Below are 22,614 nucleotides of genomic sequence, written 5' to 3' on the forward strand. Positions count from 1 at the left end.
CAACTTTCTTGATGCGAAGTGGTGGGCACGGCGCTTGCGCGCCTTTGCCCACCTTACGCATCTTCCGTTACGCCATCACCCGCTGTGGCAGGAGCTCCGCGATCTGCACCGCGTTGAGCGCAGCGCCCTTGAGCAGCTGGTCCGCCGCCACGAACATCGAGATCGAATGCCCGGAGGGGTCGCTGAAGTCCTTGCGGATGCGGCCGACCAGGACGTCGTCCTGGCCCGAGGCGTCGATCGGCATCGGGAAGTAGTTCCTGGCACGGTCGTCGACGACCTTGACGCCGCGCGCTCGTGCCATGATGGCGCGGACCTGGTCCTCGCTGATCGGCTTCTCGCATTCGAAGGTGATGGCCTCGCAATGAGCCCGCAGCACCGGCACACGCACGCAGGTGACGCCGATCGCGATCTTGTCGTCCTCAAAGATCTTGCGGGTTTCGTTGATGACCTTGGTCTCTTCGTCGTTGTAGCCGGTGTCAGGGTCGATCGCCGTGTTGTGGTTGAAGAGGTTGAACGCGTAGGGATGCGGCATCACCTTCGGCGTATAAACCTGCCCGTTGAGGTTGGCGCGGGTGGACTCGACCAGCTCCTCCATCGCGGCAGCGCCGGCGCCGGAGGCCGCCTGGTAGGTCGAGATGATCACCCGCTTGATGCGGTTGCTCTGGTGGATCGGCCACAGCGGCACCAGCGCCGTGATGGCGGCGCAGTTCGGGTTGGCGATGATGCCCTTGTGGTCGCGGATGCGGTTCGCGTTGATCTCGGGGATCACCAGCGGCACGTTCGGGTCCATGCGGAAGGCGGAGGAGTTGTCGACGACGACGGCGCCGGCCTTGACCGCGATCGGCGCGAACTTCTTGGAGATGCTGCCGCCAGCGGAGAACAGGGCGATGTCAACGCCCTCGAAGGCGCGTTCGGTCAGCTCCTCGATGATGACGTCTTGCCCATGGAACGACACCGTCTTGCCGGCCGAGCGGGCGCTCGCCAGCGCCTTGAGCTTGCCGACGCGAAAGCCGCGCTTGTCCATGGTGGCGATGAATTCGGCGCCCACCGCACCGGTGACGCCGACAATCGCGACGACGGGATCGTTACTCACTTTGTCCTCCATTGAATTGCGATCTAAACAACAAAAAAGCCCCGGACCATCATGGGCGGGGCTTCGGTAGAGTGGATTGCGTTCTAGTCGACGACTACACGCGCACGCCTCCCCGGGCCCCGAAGGCCGTGGTGGTTTTAGTCGTGCGTTTGGTGGTCGCGAACATGGCGGGAGCTTATGCGGGAGAGTCCTGCCCCCGTCAATGGCTTTTCGGCGGGATTGGGGCTGCCGCTATTTGGTCCGGGCGCCCGGCGGTTCGAGGATGACCTCCTTGAGGTTGTCGCCACTGATGACGACGATCGCGAAATTCAGCCGGCCGCGTTCGCGCACCAGTCCGCCGCTGATGGCTTTGCCGGAGGCCGCGCGCTCGGCGACGTGGACGGCATCCGCAAGTCGGTGCTTGATGGCACCGAGCGCTGCGAGATTGCTGCGATCGTCGAGGTCGAGCTCGGCGAGAGGGAGGGCGGCTTCCCCGCCGACGAGCTCGCCGGTCGCGGCATTGATGGTGTGGCGCCAGATCCGGTCGTTGTGCAGGGTCTTCACCCGGTAGACCGGCACGCCTGAGGCTCCGTCGAAACTCACATCCGCCGTGGTGGCACCGACGTGGCGGGCTTCCGCAATCGCCATGGCCTGGTTGATCGAGATCGACGAGCTGCGGAAGCGCTCGATCTCGCGGCTGACCGCTTGGCGGTCGACCTCGGCGTCACCATCTGTGTCGCTGTGAAGGGTGGTCGGCGTGCCCGTGCTCACGATCGCCCGCGCCGGCGCTGCGAGGAGGAGTGCGGACAGGGCGATCGCGAGCAGTCCCGAGATCCGTCGTTTGGCCGTCGTCATGCTCGAACCCTCGGCCAGCGAGTATGCCGGATGATCGTCAAGAATTTGCGGCCGACCTTGGGCATCGGTCGGCCGCTGAGCGTCGCGACGGGCTGTACCGCCGCGACGATCGAAGCGGTGCGGACCTCTTGGGGCTGGTGAAAAAGCGATCCGCATCGCCCTATAATTAAACAATACCGTATCGTTTTGTTTCGGTCAACGGCGCGGCCACGAGATCTCCTGGAAAGATCGTAAGCTCACGGAATTGTCAGCGCGATGGGCGCCGCCGCTGCGTGCCCTTGGCGGCACTCTGGCTGCCGTCCGCTGATCCCAGCGCGCCTGCCAGGAACAGCTTGATCGCAGCGCGCATGCGCTTTTCCGCGGCCTTCATCTCCGGCGGCGTTCCAAACGTCGCCAGACGATGGTTATGACCGACGACGACGTCGAGAAACACTTCCGCCGCGATGGTGGTGTCGTCGACGTCGAGCGCGCCTTGCGCCACCAGATGGTCGAAGAAGCGTGCCGTGGTGGCGACGGCCTTGAGCCAGCCTTCCTCCTTGCCGAGCTTGGCGATGTCGGGAAAGTTGATGGCCTGCGACGTCATCATGCGGCTGAAGGCGACGGCATCGGGTCCGCAGGTGAATGTCAGCATCTCGCGCCCGATCTCGACCAGCCGTTGCTCGACCGAGATATCCGAGGCGCTGCCGAGCTGCGTCTCGGCTGCCGCGGACAGCGGTGCCAGCCATCGCGCGATCTCGCGTCTCAGCACGGCTGCAAACAGGCCGCGCTTGTCGCCGTAACGGGCATAGACGGTGGGCTTGCTCACTCGCGCGGCTTCCGCGACCGCATCGAGCGAGGTCGCGTCAAAGCCGCGATCCAGGAATAGGCGGGTGGCGACCTCGATCAGCCGCTGATCGCGCTCGATCGCGGCGCTTTTCGTCGGCCGGCCGCCGCGCGATTTCGGCACCTCGCGCCGCGGCGCCGCCGGTCTTGTCCTGGTCGCAGTCAATCCCATGCCCAATGATTCCTGCGCGGTCGTGACATCAGTCATTGCTCTATAACGCGCGGCAACGAGTGCGTCATGGCTAATCTGGCCGAATGACCGCATCGTCAACCGTCTCGGCACGGCCCCGTTCCTCACCGAGCGCTCACGGAGGCGTCGAAGTCCAGGCCTCGCCCGAAGCCGCCTTCTCGTATCCGTACTGATACAGCGCTCGCATATAAGCGGTGTCGAACCCTTCCGAGGGGGCGGCCGGATAATCGCGCGCGATATAGGAGAGATGGAAGCCCAGGCGGTTGCGCCTCGCAAAATCATAAGTCGAGAAGATGATCGAGCGGGTCTGCGACTGGGTGATCGACGACAGGCTGCGGGAGGCAACGTCGATGGTGCTGTTGGAAACGAGCTCGAAATTGCGTTCGATCTTCTTGTTGACGAGGATGTAGATGTCCAGCTTCGCAGGGCCGGGAAGGCGACTGCCCTGGAAAAGCAAGGCTTCCGGCAGCGTCAGCACCGGGGCCGTGACGCCGCCGTCGACATGCATCTCCTGAAATCTGCGGCCCTCGCCTTCGGCGTCGATCATGATCGGCGGAAACACCAGCGGGATGCTGGCGGAGGCCGCCATCACGTCGCGAAACAGCTTGAGCGCCTCGGGCGTGCCGACCGCGGCGATCCTGCCCATGTCCCAGATCGCGGTGCGCTGGGTGTCGAGATCGGTCGTCACCACCAGCAGCCTTCGGCCCTTGGCGTTTTCATGGGCGACCTGCGCCATGATCTCCGGTCCGACATAGCGGGCGACGAGCTCGCGCAGCCGGGTGTTGCCGAACAGGCCGGATCCGAACAGCACGCGCATGATGCTGGGATCGCTCAACAGGCTCTCCGCGACGCCGCTGGTATAGACCTCCTTCAGCGTGTCGTCATATTGCGAGCCGAGAAACGCAAAGGGCGCAATCAGGCCGCCGGTGCTCACGCCCGAGACAACCGAGAAGGTGGGACGGGTTCTGGCCGCGGTCCAGCCGTTGAGCACACCGACGCCGTAGGCGCCATCTGCGCCGCCGCCTGACAGCGCCAGGTAGGACTTCGTCGCGGTGCTGGTGTCCTTCTCGAAATTGAATTTCGTGATGGGTTCGTCGGCGTAGCGCCGCAGGCCATCAATATCGAGCACGCGCGATGTGCTGGCTTCGGTGGCCGTATAGGGCGTGCGGGGCAGGGAGGTGCAGGCGCCGAGCGCCAAGCTGCACGTCAGGACCAGCAATCCGAACAGGCGGGCGCCGGTCCACCTCGTCCAGCCATGCGAACGGCCGGCTGGGTCAGTCGAACTTGAGGGGAGGGGCATTGCGGTGGCTGGCGATCACGCATCTACCGCCGCCGGCAACATCGCCGCGGCATCTCGTCCAGCCCAACGTAAAACTACACTGTATCGTTTTGTTTAACAAGCGTCGCAGGCGCACAATTCCGTGTCCCCCAATATTTGCACCCATTGTCCCAGTCTGATGCATAAGCCGGCCGAGGCATCGCCCGAGCGGGTTGATCGGCCTGCTCCGACACGCAATAAGCACCGTCATGAATCGTCCTGACACCGGTCTGCCCAATCATTTCGAACTGCTCGCCACCAATGGCGCCGCGCGCACCGGGCGCCTGACCACGCCGCACGGCGTGGTGCGCACGCCCGCCTTCATGCCGGTCGGTACCGCCGGCGCGATGAAGGGCATGCACTGGCGCGAGGTGCGTGAGGCCGGTGCCGACATCGTGCTCGGCAACACCTATCATCTGATGCTGCGTCCCGGCGCCGAGCGGATCGCGGCGCTTGGCGGCTTGCAGACATTCACCGGCTGGAACGGGCCGATGCTGACGGATTCCGGCGGCTTCCAGGTGATGTCGCTGGCGGATCTGCGCAAGGTCAGCGAGCAGGCCGTGACCTTCCGTTCGCATATCGACGGCGCCAAGGTCGAGCTGTCGCCGGAGCGCTCGATCGAGGTGCAGCGTTTGCTTGGCTCCGATATCGCCATGCAGATGGACGAATGCGTGCGACTGCCCGCCGAGCGCGCCGACATCGACCGCGCGATGCAATTGTCGCTGCGCTGGGCCGAGCGAAGCAAGCGCGCCTTCGAGCGCGCCCGACGGCTACATGCTGTTCGGCATCGTGCAGGGCGGCGACATACCCCAGCTTCGCCATGCCAGCGCGCAAGGCCTCATCGAGATCGGTTTCCATGGTTATGCCATTGGCGGCCTCGCCGTCGGTGAGCCGCAGGCGGTGATGCTGGCGATGATCGACGAGACAGCGCCGCTGCTGCCGAGAGAGCGGCCGCGCTACCTGATGGGCGTCGGCACACCCGACGACATCCTCGAGGCGGTCAAGCGCGGCATCGACATGTTCGACTGCGTGATGCCGACGCGCAATGGCCGGCATGGCGTTGCCTTCACACGCTTCGGCCAGGTGAATTTGCGCAACGCGCGCCACGCCGACGATCCCCGTCCGCTCGACGAAGAGAGCTCCTGGCCGTCGGCGCGCAGCTACGCGCGCGCCTATTTGCACCATCTCGTCAAGGCGGGCGAGACGCTGGGTGCGATGCTGCTGTCCGAGATCAATATCGCTTATTACCAGTTCCTGATGCAGGGCATCAGGGATGCGATCGCACAGGGAACGTTCGAGGAGTTCTATCGGCGTACGCGCGAAGACTGGGGGAGGGGCGACATCGCCCCGCGCTAGGTCAAGTGCAAAACGTCAGTTGCAGACGAGGCGCTGCTTGACGGAGTGCTTGGTCACGAAGCCGTAGCCGCAATTGTCGCAGGTCCAGAGATAGCTGATCACGTGTTCCGACAAATACGCAGAACCTTCGGCGGCGATCATGGAGTCGGCGCAGACGGGACAGGCCGGCAACTCACTGCAACGCGGAGCGCGGTTCGGTGCGACGGTCGACAACACTTCAGCGACTGCTGACATCGTGGTGACCTCCCAGCTTGAGACCTAAGTCTAACATAAGCAGAATCAGTTGACGAGGTCGCAACACAAATGCGTTGGTTTTCTGATAATTATTGCTCACGCGATTTTGCGATGCAGCGTATTTAACATGTAACGCAATCTCGCTTGCGTGTCGCCGCAGGCTGTCTAGAAGCACAATCGTCGCCACAGGGAGTTCATCATGGACGCATCGTCCACCACGGGTGCAGCGCACCAACCCGGCCGCGGCCGGATCTATGACTCGATCGTCGATGCTTTTGGCGACACGCCGATCGTGCGCTTGCGCCGGCTGCCGGGCATGCATGGCGTGAACGCGACCATTTTGGCAAAGCTTGAATATTTCAATCCCGCCGCAAGCGTGAAGGATCGCATCGGCGCGGCCATGATCATCGCCATGGAGAAGGCCGGAATCGTCAAGCCCGACACCGTGCTGATCGAACCGACCTCCGGCAATACCGGCATCGCACTGGCCTTCGTCGCGGCGTCGCGCGGCTATAGGCTCAAGCTGGTCATGCCGGAGTCGATGTCGATCGAACGCCGCAAGATGCTGGCCTTTCTGGGCGCGGAGCTGGTGCTGACACCGGCCGCGCAAGGCATGAAGGGCGCGATCGCGACGGCCGAAGAGCTGTTGAAGACGACGCCGAATTCGGTGATGCCGCAGCAGTTCAAGAATCTCGCCAATCCCGAGGTGCACCGCCGCACCACCGCGGAGGAGATCTGGAATGACACCGCCGGCAACATCGACTTCTTCGTCGCCGGCGTCGGCACCGGGGGCACCATCACCGGCGTCGGCCAGGTGCTGAAGCCGCGCAAGCCCTCGCTGCGCGTGGTTGCGGTCGAGCCGGAGGAGAGCCCGGTGCTGTCGGGTGGCCAGCACACGCCGCACAAGATCCAGGGCATCGGTGCGGGCTTCGTCCCTGACATTCTCGATCGCTCGGTGATCGACGAGATCGTCAAGGTCAACTCGACGACGGCGATCGAGACCTCGCGGGCACTGGCGCGGCATGAGGGCATTCCGGGCGGCATCTCCTCGGGCGCCGCGATTGCCGCGGCCGTCGAGATCGGCAAGCGCCCCGAAGCTGCGGGAAAGACCATCCTGGCTATAGTGCCGTCCTTCTCCGAGCGGTATCTTTCGACGGCTCTGTTTGAGGGATCTAGGACATGGCGGATCAACCACCGAGGCGGCCGCGGACGTTGGGCGACGCCAGGACGGAGGCCGAGGCGGCGTTCAAGAAGGTGACGGCGAAGGTCGCTGCGGCGCCGCCAAAGCAGAACGTGGCGCCGGGGGTCAAGGAGCAGGTCACGCTGCGGATCGACCAGGACGTGCTGGAGCATTTCCAGTCCGGCGGGCCCGGCTGGCAGGACCGCATCAACGAGGCGCTGCGAAAGGCCGCGGGGAAGTAGACGCCAAAGCTTTGGTTTTTCGCAACGAAAAAGCCCGGCGCGAGCCGGGCTTTTGTATCTGCGATTGGCCTCGCCTCAGCGGCGGAACATGCCGCCCATCATGCCGCCGACGACACCGCCAACGAAGGCTGCTCCGGCAGGATCGCCGCCGCTGCTGCGATGGGGAGCCGGTGCGGGCGCGCTGCTGGCCGCGGGGGCGGCGGCCCGGCGGGCTGCCTTCTGGCTGTTGTCGCTCGCGGTCGGCGGGCCGGCCACGACCTCCGAAAGCAGAGCCTTGTGCTGGAGCTTGTTCAGGTAGCCAGACGCGGGATAGCCGCGCGCCGCCTGCCAGCGCTTGAGCACCGACCGGGTCTCGTCGCCGAAGACGCCTGTCTGTTTGTTGTCGAAGCCGAGCCCGCCCAGGCGACGCTGAACGTCGCGGCGCTGGTTCTTGTCGAGGCCGATCTGGTCCTCGGTAAGCTGGGTGGCCTCTTCGGTGAAGGTCGCGGGATCGACGCCTGCGGTGAGGGTACGCGTCGCGGTCGAGGGGCCGCTCTTGATGGCCGCGAGGCGTGCCAGCGCAAGCGCCTTGAACTGACCGTTCGGGTAGGCGGAGAGATAGGCGTTGAGCTCTTCCGACTTGTTGCTCTCCTTGACCGAACGCCAGTATTCGAGCTCGACACCGTCCGAGCTGCCGCCCGTCGCCATTGGCACGCTGCCAGCAGCCGTCGGTGCCACATTGGCGACCTGGGTCGTCGGAGCCTGGTTGAGATAGACCGCGCCGGTCAGATTGGTGTGGCCCCATGGCAGTTGACCCTTGTGGGTCTCCTCGTTGACCTGGGCGCGGACCGACGTCATCGCCTGCTGGATCTCGACACCAGGCTTGGTGATGTTGTCGATGAGCGCACGGGTGAACGGGCTGTTGTTGCCCTCCTGGCCGTCGAGCGCGGTCTGGCCCGGGCCGGTGGCGAACGCGATCAGCGTGCCTTCGCCGGATTTCATCTCGGCAAGACCGCTCTGCACGTTGACGCTGCGGGTCGCGGAGTTCGACTTGATCTTGGCGGCGAACGGATTGTCGCGGCAGGCGTCAAGGAAGACCAGCTTGACCTTGGCGTCGCCCATGGTCTGCTCGAGGGTCAGATCGATGTTGATGGCGGCACCGAGCTTGACGTCCATCTCCGACTTGATGTCGGCGTCGACAGGCAGAAGATAATTGGAGCCGCCGACCGCGATGCCGTGACCGGCATAATAGAACACTGCGACGTCGGAGCCCTGCGCCTTGCGGCCGAAGTCCAGCAGCTTCTCCGTCATCTGGTCGCGCGAGAGGTTCGAACCTTCGATCACCTCGAAGCCGACATTGCGCAGCGTTGCCGCCATCGCCTTAGCGTCGATCGGCGGGTTCGGCAATTGTGCGACGTTCTTGTAGGTGCCGTTGCCGACGACGAAAGCAACGCGGCGGTCGGCCTTCGCGGCACTGATCGACAGTGCCATGCACATCAGCGACGCGAGGAGGGTGAGAGTGCGCATCTGGAATCCCCAACAGAATCGAAATTGCAGGCAGCAACGAATTGGCAACGAACTTACATGAAGTGCCCGCCTCGGCGCCACCAAAACGGCAGTTCGTCGCGTTCAACCCGCTGCTGTGTGGCAGAATGTGCACGATGGAATACCCTTCCAACGTGATCTAAATCACACGGCCACTTGGTTTTGTCGCGCGAGGCGGCGCGAGGTTCAGCGTGCGGGAGCAGGATCCGCCGGAGCTGGCTTTAGATTCAGGAGATTGCCGAACAGGATCAGCGCGGCGCCGACCACCGTCCAGGTGTCAAGCCGCTCCGAATACAGCAGCCAGCCAGCGGTCGCGGTCAATGGAACTCGCAGGAAATCCATGGGAACGACGATGGTCGCATCCGCATAGCGCATCGCGCTGGCGAGGCAGTAGTGCGAAAACGTGCCGCAGACGCCGATCACGCCAACCCATGCCCAGACATAGGCGGAGGGCCACGTCCAGACGAACAGCGTCGGAATGAAGCCTGCGACCGATTGCACCACCAGCATCCAGAACAGGATCGACAGTGCGCTTTCGGTGCGGGTCAGCGATTTGACGAGCACCATGGATACGCCAAAGCCCAGCGCGGCGCCTAGTGCGATGAGTTGACCGGGATTGATTTCGCCGGTGGCGGGTCGGACGATGACGATCACACCGAAAAGGCCAAGCGCGATGGCGGCGATCTTCCACGGCGTCATGCGCTCGGAGAGGAGGCTCGCTGCGAGCAGCGCCGTCCAGATTGGCATGGTGAACTCGATAGCCACCACTTGGCCGATCGGGATCAGCGTGAGCGCGAAGAACCAGCCGAGCTGCGCAACATAGTGCACCAAATTGCGCCCGATGTGCTGCGGCAGGCGCGACGTCCTGAGCACTTTGAAGCCGCCGGCCCGATAGATGATCGGCGAAAGCAAAGGAATCCTAGCAGCGAACGCACTTCCATGATCTGAAATACATTCAGCTCGCGCGTGGTCTCGCGTCCGGCGACCGCCATGACCAGCATCAGCGACAGCCAGCCAGCCATCCACAGGGCAGCCATCGTTTTGGACGGTGTCGTGTTCATCGGCGCGGGTGTGAGAGGCGAGGGTCTTGAGGGAAGGCCGGTATCGGCGACATCCTCGCCGTTTGCAACGGTCAAATCTGCCGGTGCAGCGATGCAGGGCGCCGTGCTAAGGCATCAGTGAACAACGAGAACAATCGGGAGATCTTCGCTCATGCACATCTTGCAGCCGGCCGAGTGGAAAAAACCGCGCGGCTTTTCCCATGGTGTCGTGGTCGAGGGGCCGGGCCGCTGGGTGGTGCTGGCCGGGCAGACCGGCGGCGACGAGACCGGCAATTACGTGCCTGACATGGCAGCGCAGGTCGGGACCGCGCTGAAGCGGATCATCAAGCTCCTGGGCGAGGCCGGCGCCAGCCCCGAGCATATCGTCCGCCTGACCTGGTACCTGACCAGCCGCAGCGAATATGAGGCAGCCGGGGCCGGCATCGGCGCGGCCTGGAAGGAAACGCTGGGGCGCAATTTCCCGCCCTCGACCTTGCTCTACATCGGCGGCCTCGTGGATGACCGGGCCAAGGTCGAGATCGAGGTCACGGCGTTCGTGCCGGGCACATAAAAAATCGACCCCGCGAGATCGCCGGGTCGATTGTCAATCTACTCGTATCGGCTTAGCGCGACAGCGAGATGTTGGCGCCGCGGAACTGGCTGTCGGCGCGCATCGTGACGTTCTGCTTGTTGCCGGACGTCTTCAGCGAAATGTTGGCGTTGAAGCCGGCAGTGGAGGCGAGCAGCTCATAGTTTCCGCCGGCCCCGCGACCCGAAAGGGAGCCGCTGATATTACGGCTGGCCTCGGACCAGCTGCCCGCGATGGCGCTGCCTTCAGCCTTGACGTTGGCGCCGAGGTTGAACTTGTAGGCGTCGCTGGCGCAGGTCAGAGACAACTCCATGGTCGGTCCGATCGGAGCGTATTTCGCCCGGCAGCGGATCCGTTCGGTCGAGCCGTCATCCAGGGTGACCGTGCCTGAGCCGCTCCAGCTGCCGGCCAGCGGGGCGAACGGGCCGGACTGGGCCTTGCTCTCGGAGTTTGCAATTCCGGCGGCAAACATAACGGCGGCCGCGATCAGCAGCCGCCGGCCCACACCGCTCGTCACGATTTTTCTATTGGCGCGATGCTTCCCACCGCCCGCTGCACGGTATGCCTGCAGATGCTCCATTCCACTTCCCCGATCCGGCGTTGCCGCTGAGTTGACCGTTGGCATATGCACCATTGATCGAAACTTTCACAAGTCCCCCGCTGCCGATGGTGCCGGAAACGTTAGCGCCGGGCGCGGTGATCTTGCCGTCGGCAACCGTCAGCAAGGAGCTCGCGGTCGGCTCGCAGGTGCCGCTCTTGGTGACGATGGTGACGTGCCAGTTGCCGTCATAGGGGGTCTGGGCAAAGGCGGGCGCGGCGAGGGTGGTAACTGAGGCGGCACAGAACGCCGCAATGCGAGCAAAACGCATAAAATCCGTCCTTGAATTTGTCTGATATGCTGACCCTTATTCGGGCCAAATGTGACGGAAATTTGGTGCAGTGCCAAATCGAAAATTGTTCCTGTGGGAACAATGGTTTATTTGGGTTTCAAGCTGGGATTCTTGAAGCAAAATCAATGCCCCGTCACGTTAAGAGTAACGTCAGGAGATCGACTCAGGATAAAGGGCCTCAGGAAAGACTTGGCGCTGAAGTCGCGAACTGCTCGTCTTGAGTCTTGGACGGCAGCGCCTTGTGGACCTTGGCATAGTCGATCACGTCGGCCAGCAATTTGAGCCCGAGCGGGGCGAGCGCGCGCTCCACAGTTCCCGCGCCGTCTCGCCCTTCTTGACGAAGCACCACTCCTGGGCCGCAATGGCGCCAGCGTCCATGCGGTCGGCGAGGTGATAGATCGTGCCGCCGGCGATCGGATCGCCTTCCTTGATGGTCCATTCCACGGCCGCCTTGCCGCGGTGACGCGGCAGCAGCGAGGGATGATAGCCGATACCGCCCAGCTTCGCTGCCTCAAGCGCGTCCTTGCCGATCCGGGCGTGGCTGTGCGCGGTGACGATCAGATCGGTGTCGGGGGCGATCTCGGAGGCCACCACCAGTTTGGGATTGGCCTGGACCACGACGTCGATGCCCGCCGCCTTGGCTGTTGCGGCGAGACGATCCTCGGCGTCGGCCACCACGACGCGCACGATCGAGACACCATGCTCCCGGAGCATGTTCAGGGTGGTCACGCCGAAATGGCGGGAGCCGACAAGAGTAATGCGCATGGGTGTCCGATCCGTCTCGCAACTGCGTCATCTCCCGATAACACGTCCGGACGTCCTGTCACCACCCGCGCTGGGTTTGCGCCGGTTATCAACAACGCGCCGGGCGAGGCTGCGCGATGAATTCCGCGATTGCGGTGTCGGCCGGTCCGGTGCTTCCATGCGCATGGCATCGGCTCGGAGTGAACGCATGCGGAGCGCGTGGTTTGTCCTTCTCGCGGCCTTGGTTGCAACCACTTCGGCGCGCGCTGGCGGACCGCCCTATCCCGTGGTTCCGCCCGAGGTCGGGGTGGCGCCCTTCATCGGCCCGACCTGGGACACCTATCGCTGCGCGGAAGGGCCGGTCACCAATTTTTATCACGGCGCCTATTACGGCCAGGAGCCGCCGGCGCTCTATCGCGGCTACGCGTACCGGCCGCATTACCGCTACAGCGCCTACCGCAGGCTGCCGCGCAAATATTTCTGCGTCACAGACTAGCGTTGCCACGCCGCCACGGTGGTGCGGCGAGTGCCGACGGCCGGTTCCTGTGTTTCGTTTTTAACAGAGAGACCCAGGATTTGCCGTTAGAACGTGGACCGACCGGGGCTGGCGACATTTCAACCCGCATCCGTTTTCGAACCCGGATTTGGCCGCTGGCGTGATCGCCAGCGGCTTTTTCATGCTCGGCCATCACGAAATCATCTGACGGTAACGTGATCTCAACCAGCTTGGCGTATCGACGAATCCGTCGCGGATTTGTATTGCGTACCGCGACACCGAGATTGTCGCGCCGGCGCGGGTGCGCCGTGCGGGCTTTTTCGCCGGGACCTATTTCATGCCGAGCGCGATTGAGCAGATCGTCGACGTCTATGTCCGGCTGAAGAACCGGCGCGGCCTCGACGAGCTGATGATGCACAGGCAACGGCTTGCAGTCGATCTGAAGAGCAGGTCCGGCTACGACTTCAGCCTGCCGATCGGCCAGATCGACGAGGAGATCGCGATCATCGAAGCCGGCCTCAGCCGGCTCAAGTCGGGCGATATCGCCGCGACGGACGACGGACGGCCAGTTTGACGTTCAGTCGCGCCGGCCACCGTCGATGACGGTGAACAACGGCCGCGCCTGGGTCGGCTCGACCAGCAATTCCTCCACCAGTGCGGTCGCCGCATCGACATATTTGCGCGTCGGCTTGTCGAGGGGACGCGTGGCTTCGTCGTCGAGCGCGACCTTGGCGGCCTCGACCAGCTTGCGCATTCGCGCCGCGTGGTCATCGCCCGCCGTCAGCGTCGCGCGGGCCAGCGAGCGCAGCACGAACAGCTCGCCCTCGAGGCGGAGCAGACGGTCGTTCAGCCTGGAGAGGACGGCGTTGAGGTCGGCCATGGCGCGCGTTCGCTGCGGAAGATGCATCCTGCTCTAGCGGCGATCGGTGAACGGAGTCCAAACGGCATCGGCGCAATTGCGGCGATCTCCCTCAAGTCTCGCTCCGCGCCAGATAGTCGCGTGCGAAGGCGAGATACCAGTCGAGACAGGCGGGATTGGCCATCGCCTCGCGGTTGATGACCTTCTCGACGGGCTGGCCGAGCAGCAGCTTCTTGATCGGCAGCTCCTGCTTCTTGCCCGAGAGCGTGCGGGGAATTTCGGCGACCGCAAAAATCTCGTTGGGCAGGAATCGGCGCGAGAGGCCGGCCTCGATCGCCTTGTTGATCTTCGCCTGCATCGCGCCGTCGAAGGCGACGCCTTCGCGCAGCACCACGAACAGGGGCATGTAGCTGTCACGGCCGAGATATTCGAGATCGACGACGAGGGAATCCAGCACCTCCGGCAAGGCCTCGATCGCGGAATAGAGTTCGCTCGTGCCCATGCGCAGGCCATGCCGGTTGATGGTGGCATCGCTGCGGCCATAGATGATGCAGGAGCCGTCCGGGTCGACCTTGAGCCAGTCGCCATGCCGCCACACCGGCCCACGGCCGGTGCCGTCGAAATTGTCCGGATAGGTCTCGAAATAGCTCGCGCGATAGCGCGCACCGCCCTTGTCGTTCCAGAAATAGAGCGGCATCGACGGCATCGGCTCGGTGCAGACGAGCTCGCCGACCTCGCCGATGACGGCGCGGCCCTGTTCGTCAAAGGCTTCCACGGCAGCACCCAGCAGACGGCACTGCATCGCGCCCGGCGTCTGCGGCAGTTCGCGATTGCCGCCAATGAACGCGCCGGCGAAATCGGTGCCGCCGGAGATGTTGGCCCACCAGATATCGGCCTGCGCCTTGCTGCCGTTGGTCTTCGACAGGCCAGCGAAGCGGTTGTTGAACCAGGCTTGGGTGTCGGCGCTCAGCGGAGAGCCGGTCGAGCCGAGACATCGAAGCTGTGAGAGATCACCGGCGGCGACGAGGTCGACCTCGGCCTTGGCGCAGTTGGCGAAGAACGCGGCGCCCGCGCCGAAGAAGGTCGCTTTCGACTGCGCGACGAAGCGCCACAGCGTGGTCCAGTCTGGCTTGTCCCTGGCGCCGCCGGGGCTGCCGTCGAAGATGCAGCAGGTGGTGCCGCTGAGCAGGCCGCCGACCTGGCTGTTCCACATGATCCAGCCCGTCGAAGAGTACCAGTGATAGCGCTCGCCGAACGAGGTCTCGTGGTAGGAGCAGCCGAGATCGTTGTGCAGTCCGAGCAGCGCCAGCACCACGATGACGATGCCGCCATGGCCGTGCACGATCGGCTTCGGCAGGCCGGTGGTACCGCTGGAATAGACGATCCAGAGCGGATGATCGAACGGCAGCCAGGCCGGCTCGAACGCGTCGATCTCCGCGCCGGTTGTTGCGCTAATTTCGGAGAGCAGGGCGTCGGCCGCTGCGAGCGCGGCGGCCTCGCTGTGCAGGATGACGTGCTCGACCGTCGGCAGCGACCGCCGCAGCTCGGCGAGGACGTCTTTGCGATCGTGCCGGCGGCCGGCATAGGTGACGGCGTCGCAGGCAATCAGTACTTTCGGTTCGATCTGCTTGAAGCGGTCGATCACGGCGGGCGCGGCCATGTCGGGCGCGCACAGGCTCCAGATCGCGCCGATGCTGGCGCTCGCCAGGAATGCGATGATGGTCTCGGGGATGTTGGGCAGATAGGCGGCGACGCGGTCGCCGGGCTTGATGCCTTTTTCTTTCAGATGCAGCGCGAGCGCAGCCGCCTTGCGCCGCAGCTCCGGCCAGCTCGTCTCGCAAAGCCTGCCGTCCTCGCCACAGCTGACGATTGCGGGCAGGCCGGCGGCGTCAGCCGCGTCCACGTGGCGGAACACCTGCCGGGCATAGTTGACCTGCGCGCCGGGAAACCAGAGCGCGCCGGGCATCTTGCGCTCGGTGATCACGGCGGCAAACGGCGTCGGCGATTGCAGATCGTAATAGTCCCAGATGGCGTGCCAGAACCCGTCGAGATCGCGCACCGACCATTGCCGCATCTCCTCGTAGCTGTCGAAGTTGAGGCCGCGCTTCTCGGCGAGCCAGGTGCGGTAAAGGGCGATCTGGGGAACGAAGGGTGAGGTCATTGCGTGTCGGCTTCAGTTGCGGGGCGGAGAGTTTAACCGTTGCCGCAGAGTAGCAGAAGCCGCAGTTCGGGCAGGGGGCGTTGACGGGAGTAGCTGGTCTGGGTCCGGTGGAAGCAGTCTACCCGCCGGCTCCGGCCCAACGCCTTCCGAACACGGGTGGCTTGGTTTTCACCGCTTCCCAGCCGAAGAAATGATGTTTGCCGGACCATGTGTGCACCACGCCGCTGCAGATGCTGCACTTGAAGGTGCCGGAATGCGCTTCGGCGTGCTCCTCCCTTGTCGCCGTGTAGTTCATGCTGCAACCCGCGCAGGTGAATTCTTCGATCGTCCAGATGGTATTGGCCATTGCACCGAAGTGGTTTGAGGGACCTCGATGGAAGCGTAGGTGCACGCCTTTGCATCGACGTAAACCGGTCGGCCGAAATCCGGTTAATCACCGTTAGCCAAGCCGGCATCACGTCGCGCACCTTGCCGGCGCTCGCCCACGGCGCCGCCGCAAGATCAATCGCCGGTCCGGATGCTTCGCATGTCCCGGTCGATGCACATCTGCACGCGCCTGATGGCGAGCAACGGCAGCCTGCCTTGCACGCGCCCGGTGCGGGCCCTGTCGCCGACGGCATAGGCGTAGCGCCAATAGCCCGGTGCGCCGTTTGGCTTCAGCGAAAAGCGGATGCCGCGGTGAATTCCCGCGTGTGCGACGGGCTCTCTGGGGCGGCGTGCCATCGTCTCGGAATGCAGAATGGCCCGATGCGTTCCTAATCGCCGGCTCGTGCCGGCCCGGTCGTCTTGACGCCGGGTGCGCGGCTGGCAATAACGCGGGGCCGCGCAAGTGCCGGAACCCGCGTCAATGCCGCAAGGAAAGCCGTGCCCGTGAAAAGTCTGCGTCAGCTCCTGACGGGCGAGGACATCATCCAGCTCGTGATCCGCGTCGGCCTGCTCGGCCTGCTGATCATCTGGACCTTGCTGATCATCCGCCCCTTCGTGCCGATCCTTGCCTGGAGCGGCGTGCTCGCGGTCGCGTTCTACCCGGCCTTCAGCTGGGTCGCCAAGATCCTCGGCGGCCGGCCCAAGACCGCAGCGGCGATCCTGACCCTGATCACGCTCGGCATCGTCATCGGTCCTGCGACCTGGCTCGGTATCAGCGCAGTGGACGGAGTGCGCGAGCTGGCGCACCAGCTCGGCACCGGCGACCTCGCGCTTCAATCGGCGCCGGAGCAGCTCAAGTCGTGGCCGGTCGTTGGCCCCTGGTTATTCGACCTCTGGGAGCAGGCCTACAACAACATCCGCGCAGTGCTGCGCGAGGTGGCGCCGTATCTCCAGCCGCTGGCGGGACCGCTCTTGTCGCTCGCGGGCGATGCCGGCGTCGGCACGCTCCAGTTCCTGGTCTCGGTGTTCGTGGCCGGCTTCCTGTTTCCGCACGGGCCGCGGCTGGTTGCGGCCGGCCGCGGTTTCCTGTTTCGCATCGTGCCCGAACAGAGCGAGCATTTCCTGGGGCTCGCGGGCGCGACCATCCGCGCCGTGGCGCAAGGCGTGATCGGCGTCGCGATCGTGCAGGCATTGCTCGCCGGCATCGGCTTCAAGCTTGCCGCGGTGCCGAGCGCCGGCCTGCTCGCCTTCATTGTGCTGCTGCTCTCGATCGTGCAGATCGGCGCCTTCCTGGTGCTGCTGCCGGTGATCATCTGGATCTGGACCGCCAAGGACGTCACCACCGCGCTGCTGCTCACCGTGTTTCTCGTCCTCGTCGGCTTCCTCGACACCATGTTGAAGCCGCTGGTGATGGGGCGCGGCCTGACCACGCCGACCATCGTCATCTTCGTCGGCGTGATCGGTGGCACGCTCGCCCACGGTATCGTCGGCCTGTTCATCGGCCCGATCATCCTGTCGGTGGCCTGGGAGATGATGATGGCCTGGATCAGGACGGAGGACCGGGCAGAGGCGGGGTCAAGGGCGGGGACAGCGACGGGCGAGGGCTGATCGGGCCGCTCGAATGGCGGAATCGGCCGCCGGGACTAATCAGACCTGACGGCCTTGCCCCGGGTGATCAAGATCCATCCCGAACTTGTCTATCCGACTAGACAAGTTACCATGGGCTCGATTCTATTTTCGATTACGGCGGACATGGCGAAGTCTTCCAAACTGGTTGCCGCCAAGCGCGGCAAGGTATTGTTGGTCAGACGCCGGTCGGACGGCCTGTGGATGTTCCCGGGCGGCCGCAAGCGCGCGCGCGAGTCCGACAAGGACTGCCTGCGGCGGGAGATCAAGGAAGAGCTGCCCAAGCTGAAGCTCGGCCGGATCAGCCTCTGGAAGGAAGTGACGGCCAGGAACAAGCGCTCCGGCCGCAAGATGAGCGATGCGATCTTCATTGCCAAGGGCGCCAAGGGCAGGCTCGCGATCGGGGACAAGAACGAGATCGACCGCGCCGTCTGGCAGAAGCCGCGCGGCATCCGCCTGACGCCGACCTCGCGCTACATCCGCGACCGCCTGTTTCCGCGGAAGCGCGGGTGAGCTAGTCCTCCTCGTCCTCCGACGAGTGCTGTATCCGTCCGGTCTGGGTCCGCGAAAAATTGCCGCGCACTTGCGGCGCGGACACCCTGGCCATTTCGGTTTCGCGCCGCTCCTTGCGAGCCTGGCGCGCGCGCTTCATGGCCTGCTTGACCTGAGGGTTCGGTGAATCCTCCGCGAAGAACAGCACCACCTCGCAGCTCGGACATTGCCTGGAATAGCCGTCCTGCAACCGTCCCGCGCGGTCGCGGAATACGGTCTTGCAGCGCGTGCACTGAATCTGGACGAAACTCATGCGCGGTCGATCGACAATGACTGATGAAAATGGATCGTCAGGTGATCCCAAATGTCTGAAGAAAGCTTGAACGCGTCGGCGACTTCAAGCCGCTCGATCAGGCGCTATTGCTTGGCCGCCATCGTGTCCAGGCAATGGTTGAGATAGACGGTGCGATCCCTGGGCAGCACCTTCTCGAGATCCGCCTTCAGCGCGCATTCGCGCTGCCGCATCTGCTCGGCCCGCCGCTTCTCGGCCGCCTCGCGATATTCGGGAGCAACCTTGTTGGGATCGACGAGAGCCTGCGAGCGGGCGGGAGCCGTCACGGCGAGTGCAATGGCGGTGATGATCATGAACTGTTTCAAATGAGCCTCCGTAAAAGACTCATCTTAGCGCTCGGGCGGCGAGGGCTCAAACGGCAAGTTCGCCGAGACGCCCGGCAGCCCAGTTGATTCAACTACCTGAAGTTGGGACTCGTGACGTCCATCACTTCGGGACGTGGTCGATCTTGTGGCTGAGATGCCCGGTGTCGTGATCGCGCCGCAACTGGCTGAGCGATGTCTCGTTCAGCTGATGCAAGACCTCGCTGAGTTCAGTCGTATCCGGATAACCGGCAGCAAAACCCTTGCCGTAGATCTTGCGCAACGTACCGACCAGCGTGTTGCCGTGCTTCTTGCTGATCGCGCCATCCTTGTCGCGGTGGCGATGATCCAGGCCCGTGTCCTTCATGGCTTTCTCCCTGAGCGGCGTCTGCGCGCCTGGAGAGAGCGTGCTCCCAAACGAGTTGATTGGCAACGGCACGGCGCGCGGCAGGTGAGCCTCGTCAAGATGTGGAAAGATCGAAGGCCGTGTGAAGCAGTTCACAAGCGATGGTCGAGATCGCTGCTACGAAGGCCTCATTGCTTGACCGATTGATATTTTGAAAACGCCCCAGCGCTCCACCAGGCGCTGGGGTTTTCACGTCGATCACCGCCACGGCCAGAGCGCGCGACGCGCGATCGGTCGGGTGCTTTTCGAATGATGCCGAAGGCTGGTGCCGAAGGCGGGCGACTACGCGGCTTGCTCCTCGAACGAGGTGTAGACCTGGCCACCTGGACCGATCACCTGAACGCCCCAGCACCCGTCGGCGATGAGCTCCTTGGCCTTCTTGAGGGCGGCGGCGAGTGACAGCCGCTTGAGGCTGACGATTCCTGCCGTGTCGAAACCGCTGATTTCAAACATGCCGCTCCTCCCTGTTTTGTCGAATCCTACACTTTTTGAGCGGGTTGTCTCGCGGCTTTTGGGACAGGGGCCCGGCGCACGAGCAGGCGGTGGCCAAAATCGCGAAAACAACCCCATGCACAGTAGCTAAGTCCCGCTGGCGCAACGCTTTCTTTTTGGCACATGGCGGTCCTGCATCCGGCGGAGACGCCGGGTTGACGCGTCGGGCAAAACAGGGGTAGTCTGCCAACTTCGGAAAATCCGCTTCGGGCCAGGGCGGCTTCCCGGGATCGGGAGGAGCTCGCGCACCGGCCTGCCTGTCATGACCCTCGCACGACCCCGTAGTCGGCCGGGGGTGGCGGGGTCTGCAGCAGGCCGCGGCCGCTAACGTGGAATTAAGCTGAAAAGCCCACAATTTTAGACAGTTGTAGATGGGTGCTGCGTAAGGGAGCTGTCGCGAGGACGTTCCGGCGACGGCTTCCTGTTGCTCGCTCATTTGGGGTCAATCCCATGACCGCGACTTTCGAAACGCAAGGCCTTGTCGAACAGCTCGACCCTGCAGCACTGGCTGCGGCCATCGCCGCCGGCGAACCCGCAAGTTTGGACGCTCCGGAACCGATCAAGCGATCCAGCCGGACGTCCGTCATGGCGCTGTCGGTGTGTGCCCTGGCCATCAACGGCGCCGCGGCGATCTACACATGGCCGTCCGGCCTGCCATCGCTGAATCTGAGCAGCCTGGCTGATCTGCTCCCGCGCCAAGAGGCTTCAGCGCCAAAGCCGGATCCGGTTGTCGCGGCCTTGAAGGATATTCAGTCGACCCAGCAGCAACACACGGCTTCGCTGCAGGAGAGCAATCAGGCCTTGCAACAAAACGCGGCTGTGCTGCAGGCGGATTCGATGGTGCTGCTTTCGCTGCGGCAGAGCATCACGGACGAACGGGTGGATGTGAAGAAGGTATCTTCGCAGCTGTCCACGCTGATTGCGAAGATCGACTCGCTGCAAAATGCCATGATGTCGGACGTCACGTCCTCGGTTCGAAGAGCGCATGCGCGCTATGGACTGTCCGCAGCGATGCGCAAGCGGATGGTTCGGCAGTCGAAATCTGCAGGTCCCGTTTCAGTTGGAGGAGCGCCGTTGAGCGTGCCTGCCACAGTTTCGGGCCCGGAGAGCTGAAGATAGGGTCAGGCAGGTGATCTGAGACTTTGTCCGCGCTCACTTGGCGGGCTCACGTGAGCGCGGCTTTTTACCCGACTTGGAACTACGGAATGCTGGTGACAGTGCTCTCCGGCACTGTCACCGCGAATCCTAAGAAGCGATGATCAGGGGCCCGCCGGTTTGCCCTGAGGGTCTTTCAATAGTAGCGGCGCCTCGGACGGCGCTCGTAATAATCATCGCCGTAATAGCCTTGCCGGCCCTGTTGAAACTGCGGCGGAACCGTTCCGGTCGGGTAACACTGGCCGTCGCGGGTATCGATATCGGCACCGTTTCCGCAAGGAACGGGATAATGGCCATAGCCTCTACCGCCACCATAGTACTGCCGTGCGGCCTGTTCTTGCGGCGGCAAGTAGCCGTTGGGGTAGCACATGCCGTCGCGGGCGCTGACGTCCCAGCCGTGGCCGCACGGCGGTGGGTGCACAGGGACACGGTATTGAACCTGATGAACCTCACCGAGCTGTAGAGCCAGCAAGGTTGCGACAACTGCACCGATCATCGGACTTCTCCCAATCGCACTATGCCTACGCCTGAGCGGCTGAATGATCGCTGAACGGGTTCACGCCGGCGATCTTAACCTCACTTTAGGAAATCGTTGTTCGGCGGCCTGCCGTTGGATATAAAGGGAGCCGCCGTTAGCGTCAGTTGCGTCCGTGAGTCATGATTACCTATAAGCAGTACCATATCCAGCAAGTCGAGCACGGCCCCAAGCGCTGGGTTGCTCGCATCACGCGGACAGACGGCCAAAACATCCGCACGATAATGCCGGCGACTGAGCGTCCCTACCTCGACACGAAGCCGACAACGTCCGCCGAGGAAGCCGAGGCGCTTGCCAAGGAAGGCATCGACTTCGGCGGCGTGGTGTAGGCCGTCGTCGGGGTCGACTGACATTCGTTCGCGAACTCGCCGGTGGCTTCATCCGCCTCCGCAGCCGGCTTTTCACCCAAGAACTATTGTGGCTCGGTTGGCTTGTCTCGCTCATGGCTCTCGGCTTCGGCGGCCGCGCACGCATCCATGCCATGGCATTTGCTCAGATAGTACCGAGCGCCTGCGAAGATCGAGCAAACAATCACCACGGAAACCAGCAGGAAGATCATCCACCGTCGGTTCAACATTCCCATGACCTTCTGCACCCGCCATCCGACGCGGCCCGTTCGCCTGACCGGCCCAGCCAGGCGAGGCGAAGGGTCGATAAGCTCAAATCAGACCTTGTGCTTCGGATTCAGTCTAGCCTCACGCTCCAGCCGCTCGGACTTCAGGCGTTTGAGGTTCTCCTGAAACTCCGGAGTGGCTTGGCTGTCCGCTATTGTCTGTCTCGATCCTATCGGATTGAGGGTCCTTCGATCGGCTTCGTCCGAGACTTGTTGCGCGGCCGACCGTTTGGGTTTGATCATTTGCTTTTTGCCTTCAGGCGAGATTGACCAGGCGGGCGCCGGTCAATTCATTTTCGATTTGGCCGGTCGCGTCGAACATTCTGGAATTCCTCGGGTCCCTTGACGAGCCGCCGCTTGCGGCTGGCCTGGTCATCCGGGCTCGCTTTGTTGTCTTTGAGCTTGTCGATCGCATTACCCGCCATTTCCCGAGCCCGCTCGGACGAGGCCTTGGCGGTAGACGTAACCGCGAGGGCGGGGGCGGGTTTGCCCAAGCCAATATCAACCAGCCGACGGATGGATTCAGAGCGAGCCGGAGTGTCTTCCTGCCCCGACGCCCATGCGTCGATCTGAGCGACAGTCGCCTCCGGCCAGCGCGTGCCGATCTGGACGCCTTGACCAGTAGCGGGGCGGCCGCGATGCTTTTTGGCACGAATCTTTTTTGCTGGTTTCATTTTATTTGGTACCAAAAAATCATGCCGAA

28 protein-coding genes and 4 pseudogenes are annotated in these 22,614 nt (G+C 63.7%); 11 read left to right on the plus strand and 21 right to left on the minus strand.

What is annotated here, in order from left to right; translation table 11 throughout:
* Positions 1-67: 67 nt before the first annotated feature.
* The 4 genes from AB3L03_RS36925 to AB3L03_RS36940 all read right to left on the minus strand — a co-directional run bounded on the left by AB3L03_RS36925 (position 68) and on the right by AB3L03_RS36940 (position 4,239).
* The gene (locus tag AB3L03_RS36925; protein WP_231188458.1) at positions 68-1,105 is read right to left on the minus strand and encodes an aspartate-semialdehyde dehydrogenase; all 1,038 of its coding nucleotides are present in this window, start codon (positions 1,103-1,105) and stop codon (positions 68-70) included.
* A gap of 219 nt (positions 1,106-1,324) precedes the next feature.
* Positions 1,325-1,927, minus strand: a complete 603-nt coding sequence (locus AB3L03_RS36930; protein WP_204511270.1) for a PepSY domain-containing protein — start codon at positions 1,925-1,927, stop codon at positions 1,325-1,327.
* Between the two features lie 247 nt (positions 1,928-2,174).
* Positions 2,175-2,921, minus strand: a complete 747-nt coding sequence (locus AB3L03_RS36935) for a TetR/AcrR family transcriptional regulator (RefSeq protein WP_018457980.1) — start codon at positions 2,919-2,921, stop codon at positions 2,175-2,177.
* Positions 2,922-3,054: 133 nt separating this feature from the next.
* A complete protein-coding gene (locus tag AB3L03_RS36940; RefSeq protein WP_368508009.1) occupies positions 3,055-4,239 on the minus strand; it encodes a patatin-like phospholipase family protein in 1,185 nt (394 codons plus the stop codon).
* A 227-nt stretch (positions 4,240-4,466) separates the two neighbouring features.
* On the opposite strand from AB3L03_RS36940, the pseudogene tgt reads away from it, so the two are divergent.
* Positions 4,467-5,613 (plus strand): annotated as a pseudogene (gene tgt, locus AB3L03_RS36945) (tRNA guanosine(34) transglycosylase Tgt).
* A gap of 15 nt (positions 5,614-5,628) precedes the next feature.
* On the opposite strand, the gene AB3L03_RS36950 reads toward tgt, so the two are convergent.
* Positions 5,629-5,847, minus strand: coding sequence for a hypothetical protein (locus AB3L03_RS36950; protein ID WP_026233474.1), 219 nt, complete (start codon positions 5,845-5,847; stop codon positions 5,629-5,631).
* A 199-nt stretch (positions 5,848-6,046) separates the two neighbouring features.
* Between AB3L03_RS36950 and cysK the strand changes: the two are divergent.
* Both cysK and AB3L03_RS36960 read left to right on the plus strand, forming a co-directional pair.
* Positions 6,047-7,018 (plus strand): annotated as a pseudogene (gene cysK, locus AB3L03_RS36955) (cysteine synthase A); the annotation flags it as partial.
* An 8-nt stretch (positions 7,019-7,026) separates the two neighbouring features.
* The gene (locus AB3L03_RS36960) at positions 7,027-7,269 is read left to right on the plus strand and encodes a BrnA antitoxin family protein (RefSeq protein WP_007610629.1); all 243 of its coding nucleotides are present in this window, start codon (positions 7,027-7,029) and stop codon (positions 7,267-7,269) included.
* 75 nt (positions 7,270-7,344) lie between these two features.
* On the opposite strand, the gene AB3L03_RS36965 is transcribed toward AB3L03_RS36960, so the two are convergent.
* Together AB3L03_RS36965 and AB3L03_RS36970 are read right to left on the minus strand one after the other, a co-directional pair.
* Positions 7,345-8,775: a caspase family protein gene (locus tag AB3L03_RS36965; RefSeq protein ID WP_368508010.1), complete on the minus strand. Its 1,431-nt coding sequence runs from the start codon at positions 8,773-8,775 to the stop codon at positions 7,345-7,347.
* Between the two features lie 204 nt (positions 8,776-8,979).
* Positions 8,980-9,854 (minus strand): annotated as a pseudogene (locus tag AB3L03_RS36970) (DMT family transporter).
* Between AB3L03_RS36970 and AB3L03_RS36975 the strand changes: the two are divergent.
* Both AB3L03_RS36975 and AB3L03_RS36980 read left to right on the plus strand, forming a co-directional pair.
* Positions 9,784-9,975 carry a hypothetical protein gene (locus tag AB3L03_RS36975; RefSeq protein WP_368509136.1) on the plus strand — a complete coding sequence of 64 codons (192 nt, stop codon included), beginning with the start codon at positions 9,784-9,786 and terminating at the stop codon, positions 9,973-9,975. The pseudogene AB3L03_RS36970 and the gene AB3L03_RS36975 sit on opposite strands and share 71 nt — an antisense overlap.
* A 30-nt stretch (positions 9,976-10,005) precedes the next feature.
* Positions 10,006-10,404 (plus strand): RidA family protein, encoded by a 399-nt coding sequence (locus AB3L03_RS36980; RefSeq protein WP_204511265.1) that lies wholly within the window; start codon positions 10,006-10,008, stop codon positions 10,402-10,404.
* A 52-nt stretch (positions 10,405-10,456) separates the two neighbouring features.
* Here AB3L03_RS36980 and AB3L03_RS36985 read toward each other — a convergent pair whose 3' ends face one another.
* The 3 genes and pseudogenes from AB3L03_RS36985 to AB3L03_RS36995 all read right to left on the minus strand — a co-directional run bounded on the left by AB3L03_RS36985 (position 10,457) and on the right by AB3L03_RS36995 (position 12,077).
* The gene (locus AB3L03_RS36985) at positions 10,457-11,002 is read right to left on the minus strand and encodes a hypothetical protein (RefSeq protein ID WP_026233473.1); all 546 of its coding nucleotides are present in this window, start codon (positions 11,000-11,002) and stop codon (positions 10,457-10,459) included.
* Positions 10,947-11,291, minus strand: coding sequence for a hypothetical protein (locus AB3L03_RS36990; protein WP_018457970.1), 345 nt, complete (start codon positions 11,289-11,291; stop codon positions 10,947-10,949). Before AB3L03_RS36990 ends, AB3L03_RS36985 begins: the two co-directional genes overlap by 56 nt.
* 199 nt (positions 11,292-11,490) lie before the next feature.
* Positions 11,491-12,077 (minus strand): annotated as a pseudogene (locus AB3L03_RS36995) (formyltransferase family protein).
* A gap of 187 nt (positions 12,078-12,264) precedes the next feature.
* On the opposite strand from AB3L03_RS36995, the gene AB3L03_RS37000 reads away from it, so the two are divergent.
* Complete coding sequence (locus AB3L03_RS37000; RefSeq protein ID WP_247296650.1) at positions 12,265-12,552, plus strand: hypothetical protein; 288 nt, start codon at positions 12,265-12,267, stop codon at positions 12,550-12,552.
* 337 nt (positions 12,553-12,889) lie between these two features.
* Complete coding sequence (locus AB3L03_RS37005) at positions 12,890-13,126, plus strand: hypothetical protein (protein WP_026233472.1); 237 nt, start codon at positions 12,890-12,892, stop codon at positions 13,124-13,126.
* A gap of 3 nt (positions 13,127-13,129) precedes the next feature.
* Here the strand turns inward: AB3L03_RS37005 and AB3L03_RS37010 are convergent, their stop codons facing one another.
* From AB3L03_RS37010 to AB3L03_RS37025, 4 genes are all read right to left on the minus strand, one after another.
* Positions 13,130-13,432, minus strand: a complete 303-nt coding sequence (locus AB3L03_RS37010; protein ID WP_085353143.1) for a hypothetical protein — start codon at positions 13,430-13,432, stop codon at positions 13,130-13,132.
* Positions 13,433-13,523: 91 nt separating this feature from the next.
* On the minus strand, positions 13,524-15,572 hold the full coding sequence (locus tag AB3L03_RS37015) for an acetoacetate--CoA ligase (protein ID WP_368508011.1): 2,049 nt from the start codon (positions 15,570-15,572) through the stop codon (positions 13,524-13,526).
* 118 nt (positions 15,573-15,690) lie between these two features.
* The gene (locus tag AB3L03_RS37020) at positions 15,691-15,918 is read right to left on the minus strand and encodes a hypothetical protein (RefSeq protein WP_018457964.1); all 228 of its coding nucleotides are present in this window, start codon (positions 15,916-15,918) and stop codon (positions 15,691-15,693) included.
* 155 nt (positions 15,919-16,073) lie between these two features.
* Positions 16,074-16,295 carry a hypothetical protein gene (locus tag AB3L03_RS37025; RefSeq protein ID WP_018457963.1) on the minus strand — a complete coding sequence of 74 codons (222 nt, stop codon included), beginning with the start codon at positions 16,293-16,295 and terminating at the stop codon, positions 16,074-16,076.
* Between the two features lie 141 nt (positions 16,296-16,436).
* On the opposite strand from AB3L03_RS37025, the gene AB3L03_RS37030 reads away from it, so the two are divergent.
* Positions 16,437-17,546 (plus strand): AI-2E family transporter, encoded by a 1,110-nt coding sequence (locus tag AB3L03_RS37030; RefSeq protein WP_317244218.1) that lies wholly within the window; start codon positions 16,437-16,439, stop codon positions 17,544-17,546.
* A gap of 144 nt (positions 17,547-17,690) precedes the next feature.
* On the plus strand, positions 17,691-18,077 hold the full coding sequence (locus tag AB3L03_RS37035; protein WP_027518066.1) for an NUDIX hydrolase: 387 nt from the start codon (positions 17,691-17,693) through the stop codon (positions 18,075-18,077).
* Position 18,078: 1 nt separating this feature from the next.
* On the opposite strand, the gene AB3L03_RS37040 is transcribed toward AB3L03_RS37035, so the two are convergent.
* From AB3L03_RS37040 to AB3L03_RS37055, 4 genes are all read right to left on the minus strand, one after another.
* Positions 18,079-18,369: a hypothetical protein gene (locus AB3L03_RS37040; protein ID WP_368508012.1), complete on the minus strand. Its 291-nt coding sequence runs from the start codon at positions 18,367-18,369 to the stop codon at positions 18,079-18,081.
* A gap of 104 nt (positions 18,370-18,473) precedes the next feature.
* Entirely contained in the window at positions 18,474-18,713 is a 240-nt protein-coding gene (locus AB3L03_RS37045) for a hypothetical protein (protein ID WP_026233468.1), read from the minus strand.
* Positions 18,714-18,834: 121 nt separating this feature from the next.
* On the minus strand, positions 18,835-19,077 hold the full coding sequence (locus AB3L03_RS37050) for a hypothetical protein (protein WP_026233467.1): 243 nt from the start codon (positions 19,075-19,077) through the stop codon (positions 18,835-18,837).
* A 321-nt stretch (positions 19,078-19,398) separates the two neighbouring features.
* Entirely contained in the window at positions 19,399-19,569 is a 171-nt protein-coding gene (locus AB3L03_RS37055; RefSeq protein ID WP_018457957.1) for a hypothetical protein, read from the minus strand.
* 489 nt (positions 19,570-20,058) lie between these two features.
* On the opposite strand from AB3L03_RS37055, the gene AB3L03_RS37060 reads away from it, so the two are divergent.
* Complete coding sequence (locus tag AB3L03_RS37060; protein WP_085384044.1) at positions 20,059-20,721, plus strand: hypothetical protein; 663 nt, start codon at positions 20,059-20,061, stop codon at positions 20,719-20,721.
* Positions 20,722-20,899: 178 nt separating this feature from the next.
* Here the strand turns inward: AB3L03_RS37060 and AB3L03_RS37065 are convergent, their stop codons facing one another.
* Entirely contained in the window at positions 20,900-21,259 is a 360-nt protein-coding gene (locus tag AB3L03_RS37065) for a hypothetical protein (protein WP_143273397.1), read from the minus strand.
* A gap of 161 nt (positions 21,260-21,420) precedes the next feature.
* On the opposite strand from AB3L03_RS37065, the gene AB3L03_RS37070 reads away from it, so the two are divergent.
* Complete coding sequence (locus AB3L03_RS37070) at positions 21,421-21,627, plus strand: hypothetical protein (RefSeq protein WP_085384046.1); 207 nt, start codon at positions 21,421-21,423, stop codon at positions 21,625-21,627.
* Between the two features lie 83 nt (positions 21,628-21,710).
* Here the strand turns inward: AB3L03_RS37070 and AB3L03_RS37075 are convergent, their stop codons facing one another.
* Positions 21,711-21,893 carry a hypothetical protein gene (locus tag AB3L03_RS37075; protein ID WP_018457954.1) on the minus strand — a complete coding sequence of 61 codons (183 nt, stop codon included), beginning with the start codon at positions 21,891-21,893 and terminating at the stop codon, positions 21,711-21,713.
* Between the two features lie 308 nt (positions 21,894-22,201).
* Positions 22,202-22,585 carry a hypothetical protein gene (locus AB3L03_RS37080; protein WP_085384048.1) on the minus strand — a complete coding sequence of 128 codons (384 nt, stop codon included), beginning with the start codon at positions 22,583-22,585 and terminating at the stop codon, positions 22,202-22,204.
* Positions 22,586-22,614 lie beyond the last annotated feature (29 nt).

The sequence above is a fragment of the Bradyrhizobium lupini genome, from assembly GCF_040939785.1.
Taxonomy (GTDB): domain Bacteria; phylum Pseudomonadota; class Alphaproteobacteria; order Rhizobiales; family Xanthobacteraceae; genus Bradyrhizobium; species Bradyrhizobium canariense_D.

Coding starts and splice junctions, on each gene's coding strand:
- AB3L03_RS36925 (WP_231188458.1), bottom strand. CDS start 1,105: ATGGAGGACAAAGTGAGTAACGATCCCGTCGTCGCGATTGTCGGCGTC.
- AB3L03_RS36930 (WP_204511270.1), bottom strand. CDS start 1,927: ATGACGACGGCCAAACGACGGATCTCGGGACTGCTCGCGATCGCCCTG.
- AB3L03_RS36935 (WP_018457980.1), bottom strand. CDS start 2,921: ATGGGATTGACTGCGACCAGGACAAGACCGGCGGCGCCGCGGCGCGAG.
- AB3L03_RS36940 (WP_368508009.1), bottom strand. CDS start 4,239: ATGCCCCTCCCCTCAAGTTCGACTGACCCAGCCGGCCGTTCGCATGGC.
- AB3L03_RS36950 (WP_026233474.1), bottom strand. CDS start 5,847: ATGTCAGCAGTCGCTGAAGTGTTGTCGACCGTCGCACCGAACCGCGCT.
- AB3L03_RS36960 (WP_007610629.1), top strand. CDS start 7,027: ATGGCGGATCAACCACCGAGGCGGCCGCGGACGTTGGGCGACGCCAGG.
- AB3L03_RS36965 (WP_368508010.1), bottom strand. CDS start 8,775: ATGCGCACTCTCACCCTCCTCGCGTCGCTGATGTGCATGGCACTGTCG.
- AB3L03_RS36975 (WP_368509136.1), top strand. CDS start 9,784: ATGACCAGCATCAGCGACAGCCAGCCAGCCATCCACAGGGCAGCCATC.
- AB3L03_RS36980 (WP_204511265.1), top strand. CDS start 10,006: ATGCACATCTTGCAGCCGGCCGAGTGGAAAAAACCGCGCGGCTTTTCC.
- AB3L03_RS36985 (WP_026233473.1), bottom strand. CDS start 11,002: ATGGAGCATCTGCAGGCATACCGTGCAGCGGGCGGTGGGAAGCATCGC.
- AB3L03_RS36990 (WP_018457970.1), bottom strand. CDS start 11,291: ATGCGTTTTGCTCGCATTGCGGCGTTCTGTGCCGCCTCAGTTACCACC.
- AB3L03_RS37000 (WP_247296650.1), top strand. CDS start 12,265: ATGCGGAGCGCGTGGTTTGTCCTTCTCGCGGCCTTGGTTGCAACCACT.
- AB3L03_RS37005 (WP_026233472.1), top strand. CDS start 12,890: ATGCCGAGCGCGATTGAGCAGATCGTCGACGTCTATGTCCGGCTGAAG.
- AB3L03_RS37010 (WP_085353143.1), bottom strand. CDS start 13,432: ATGGCCGACCTCAACGCCGTCCTCTCCAGGCTGAACGACCGTCTGCTC.
- AB3L03_RS37015 (WP_368508011.1), bottom strand. CDS start 15,572: ATGACCTCACCCTTCGTTCCCCAGATCGCCCTTTACCGCACCTGGCTC.
- AB3L03_RS37020 (WP_018457964.1), bottom strand. CDS start 15,918: ATGGCCAATACCATCTGGACGATCGAAGAATTCACCTGCGCGGGTTGC.
- AB3L03_RS37025 (WP_018457963.1), bottom strand. CDS start 16,295: ATGGCACGCCGCCCCAGAGAGCCCGTCGCACACGCGGGAATTCACCGC.
- AB3L03_RS37035 (WP_027518066.1), top strand. CDS start 17,691: ATGGCGAAGTCTTCCAAACTGGTTGCCGCCAAGCGCGGCAAGGTATTG.
- AB3L03_RS37040 (WP_368508012.1), bottom strand. CDS start 18,369: ATGAGTTTCGTCCAGATTCAGTGCACGCGCTGCAAGACCGTATTCCGC.
- AB3L03_RS37050 (WP_026233467.1), bottom strand. CDS start 19,077: ATGAAGGACACGGGCCTGGATCATCGCCACCGCGACAAGGATGGCGCG.
- AB3L03_RS37055 (WP_018457957.1), bottom strand. CDS start 19,569: ATGTTTGAAATCAGCGGTTTCGACACGGCAGGAATCGTCAGCCTCAAG.
- AB3L03_RS37060 (WP_085384044.1), top strand. CDS start 20,059: ATGACCGCGACTTTCGAAACGCAAGGCCTTGTCGAACAGCTCGACCCT.
- AB3L03_RS37065 (WP_143273397.1), bottom strand. CDS start 21,259: ATGATCGGTGCAGTTGTCGCAACCTTGCTGGCTCTACAGCTCGGTGAG.
- AB3L03_RS37070 (WP_085384046.1), top strand. CDS start 21,421: ATGATTACCTATAAGCAGTACCATATCCAGCAAGTCGAGCACGGCCCC.
- AB3L03_RS37080 (WP_085384048.1), bottom strand. CDS start 22,585: ATGAAACCAGCAAAAAAGATTCGTGCCAAAAAGCATCGCGGCCGCCCC.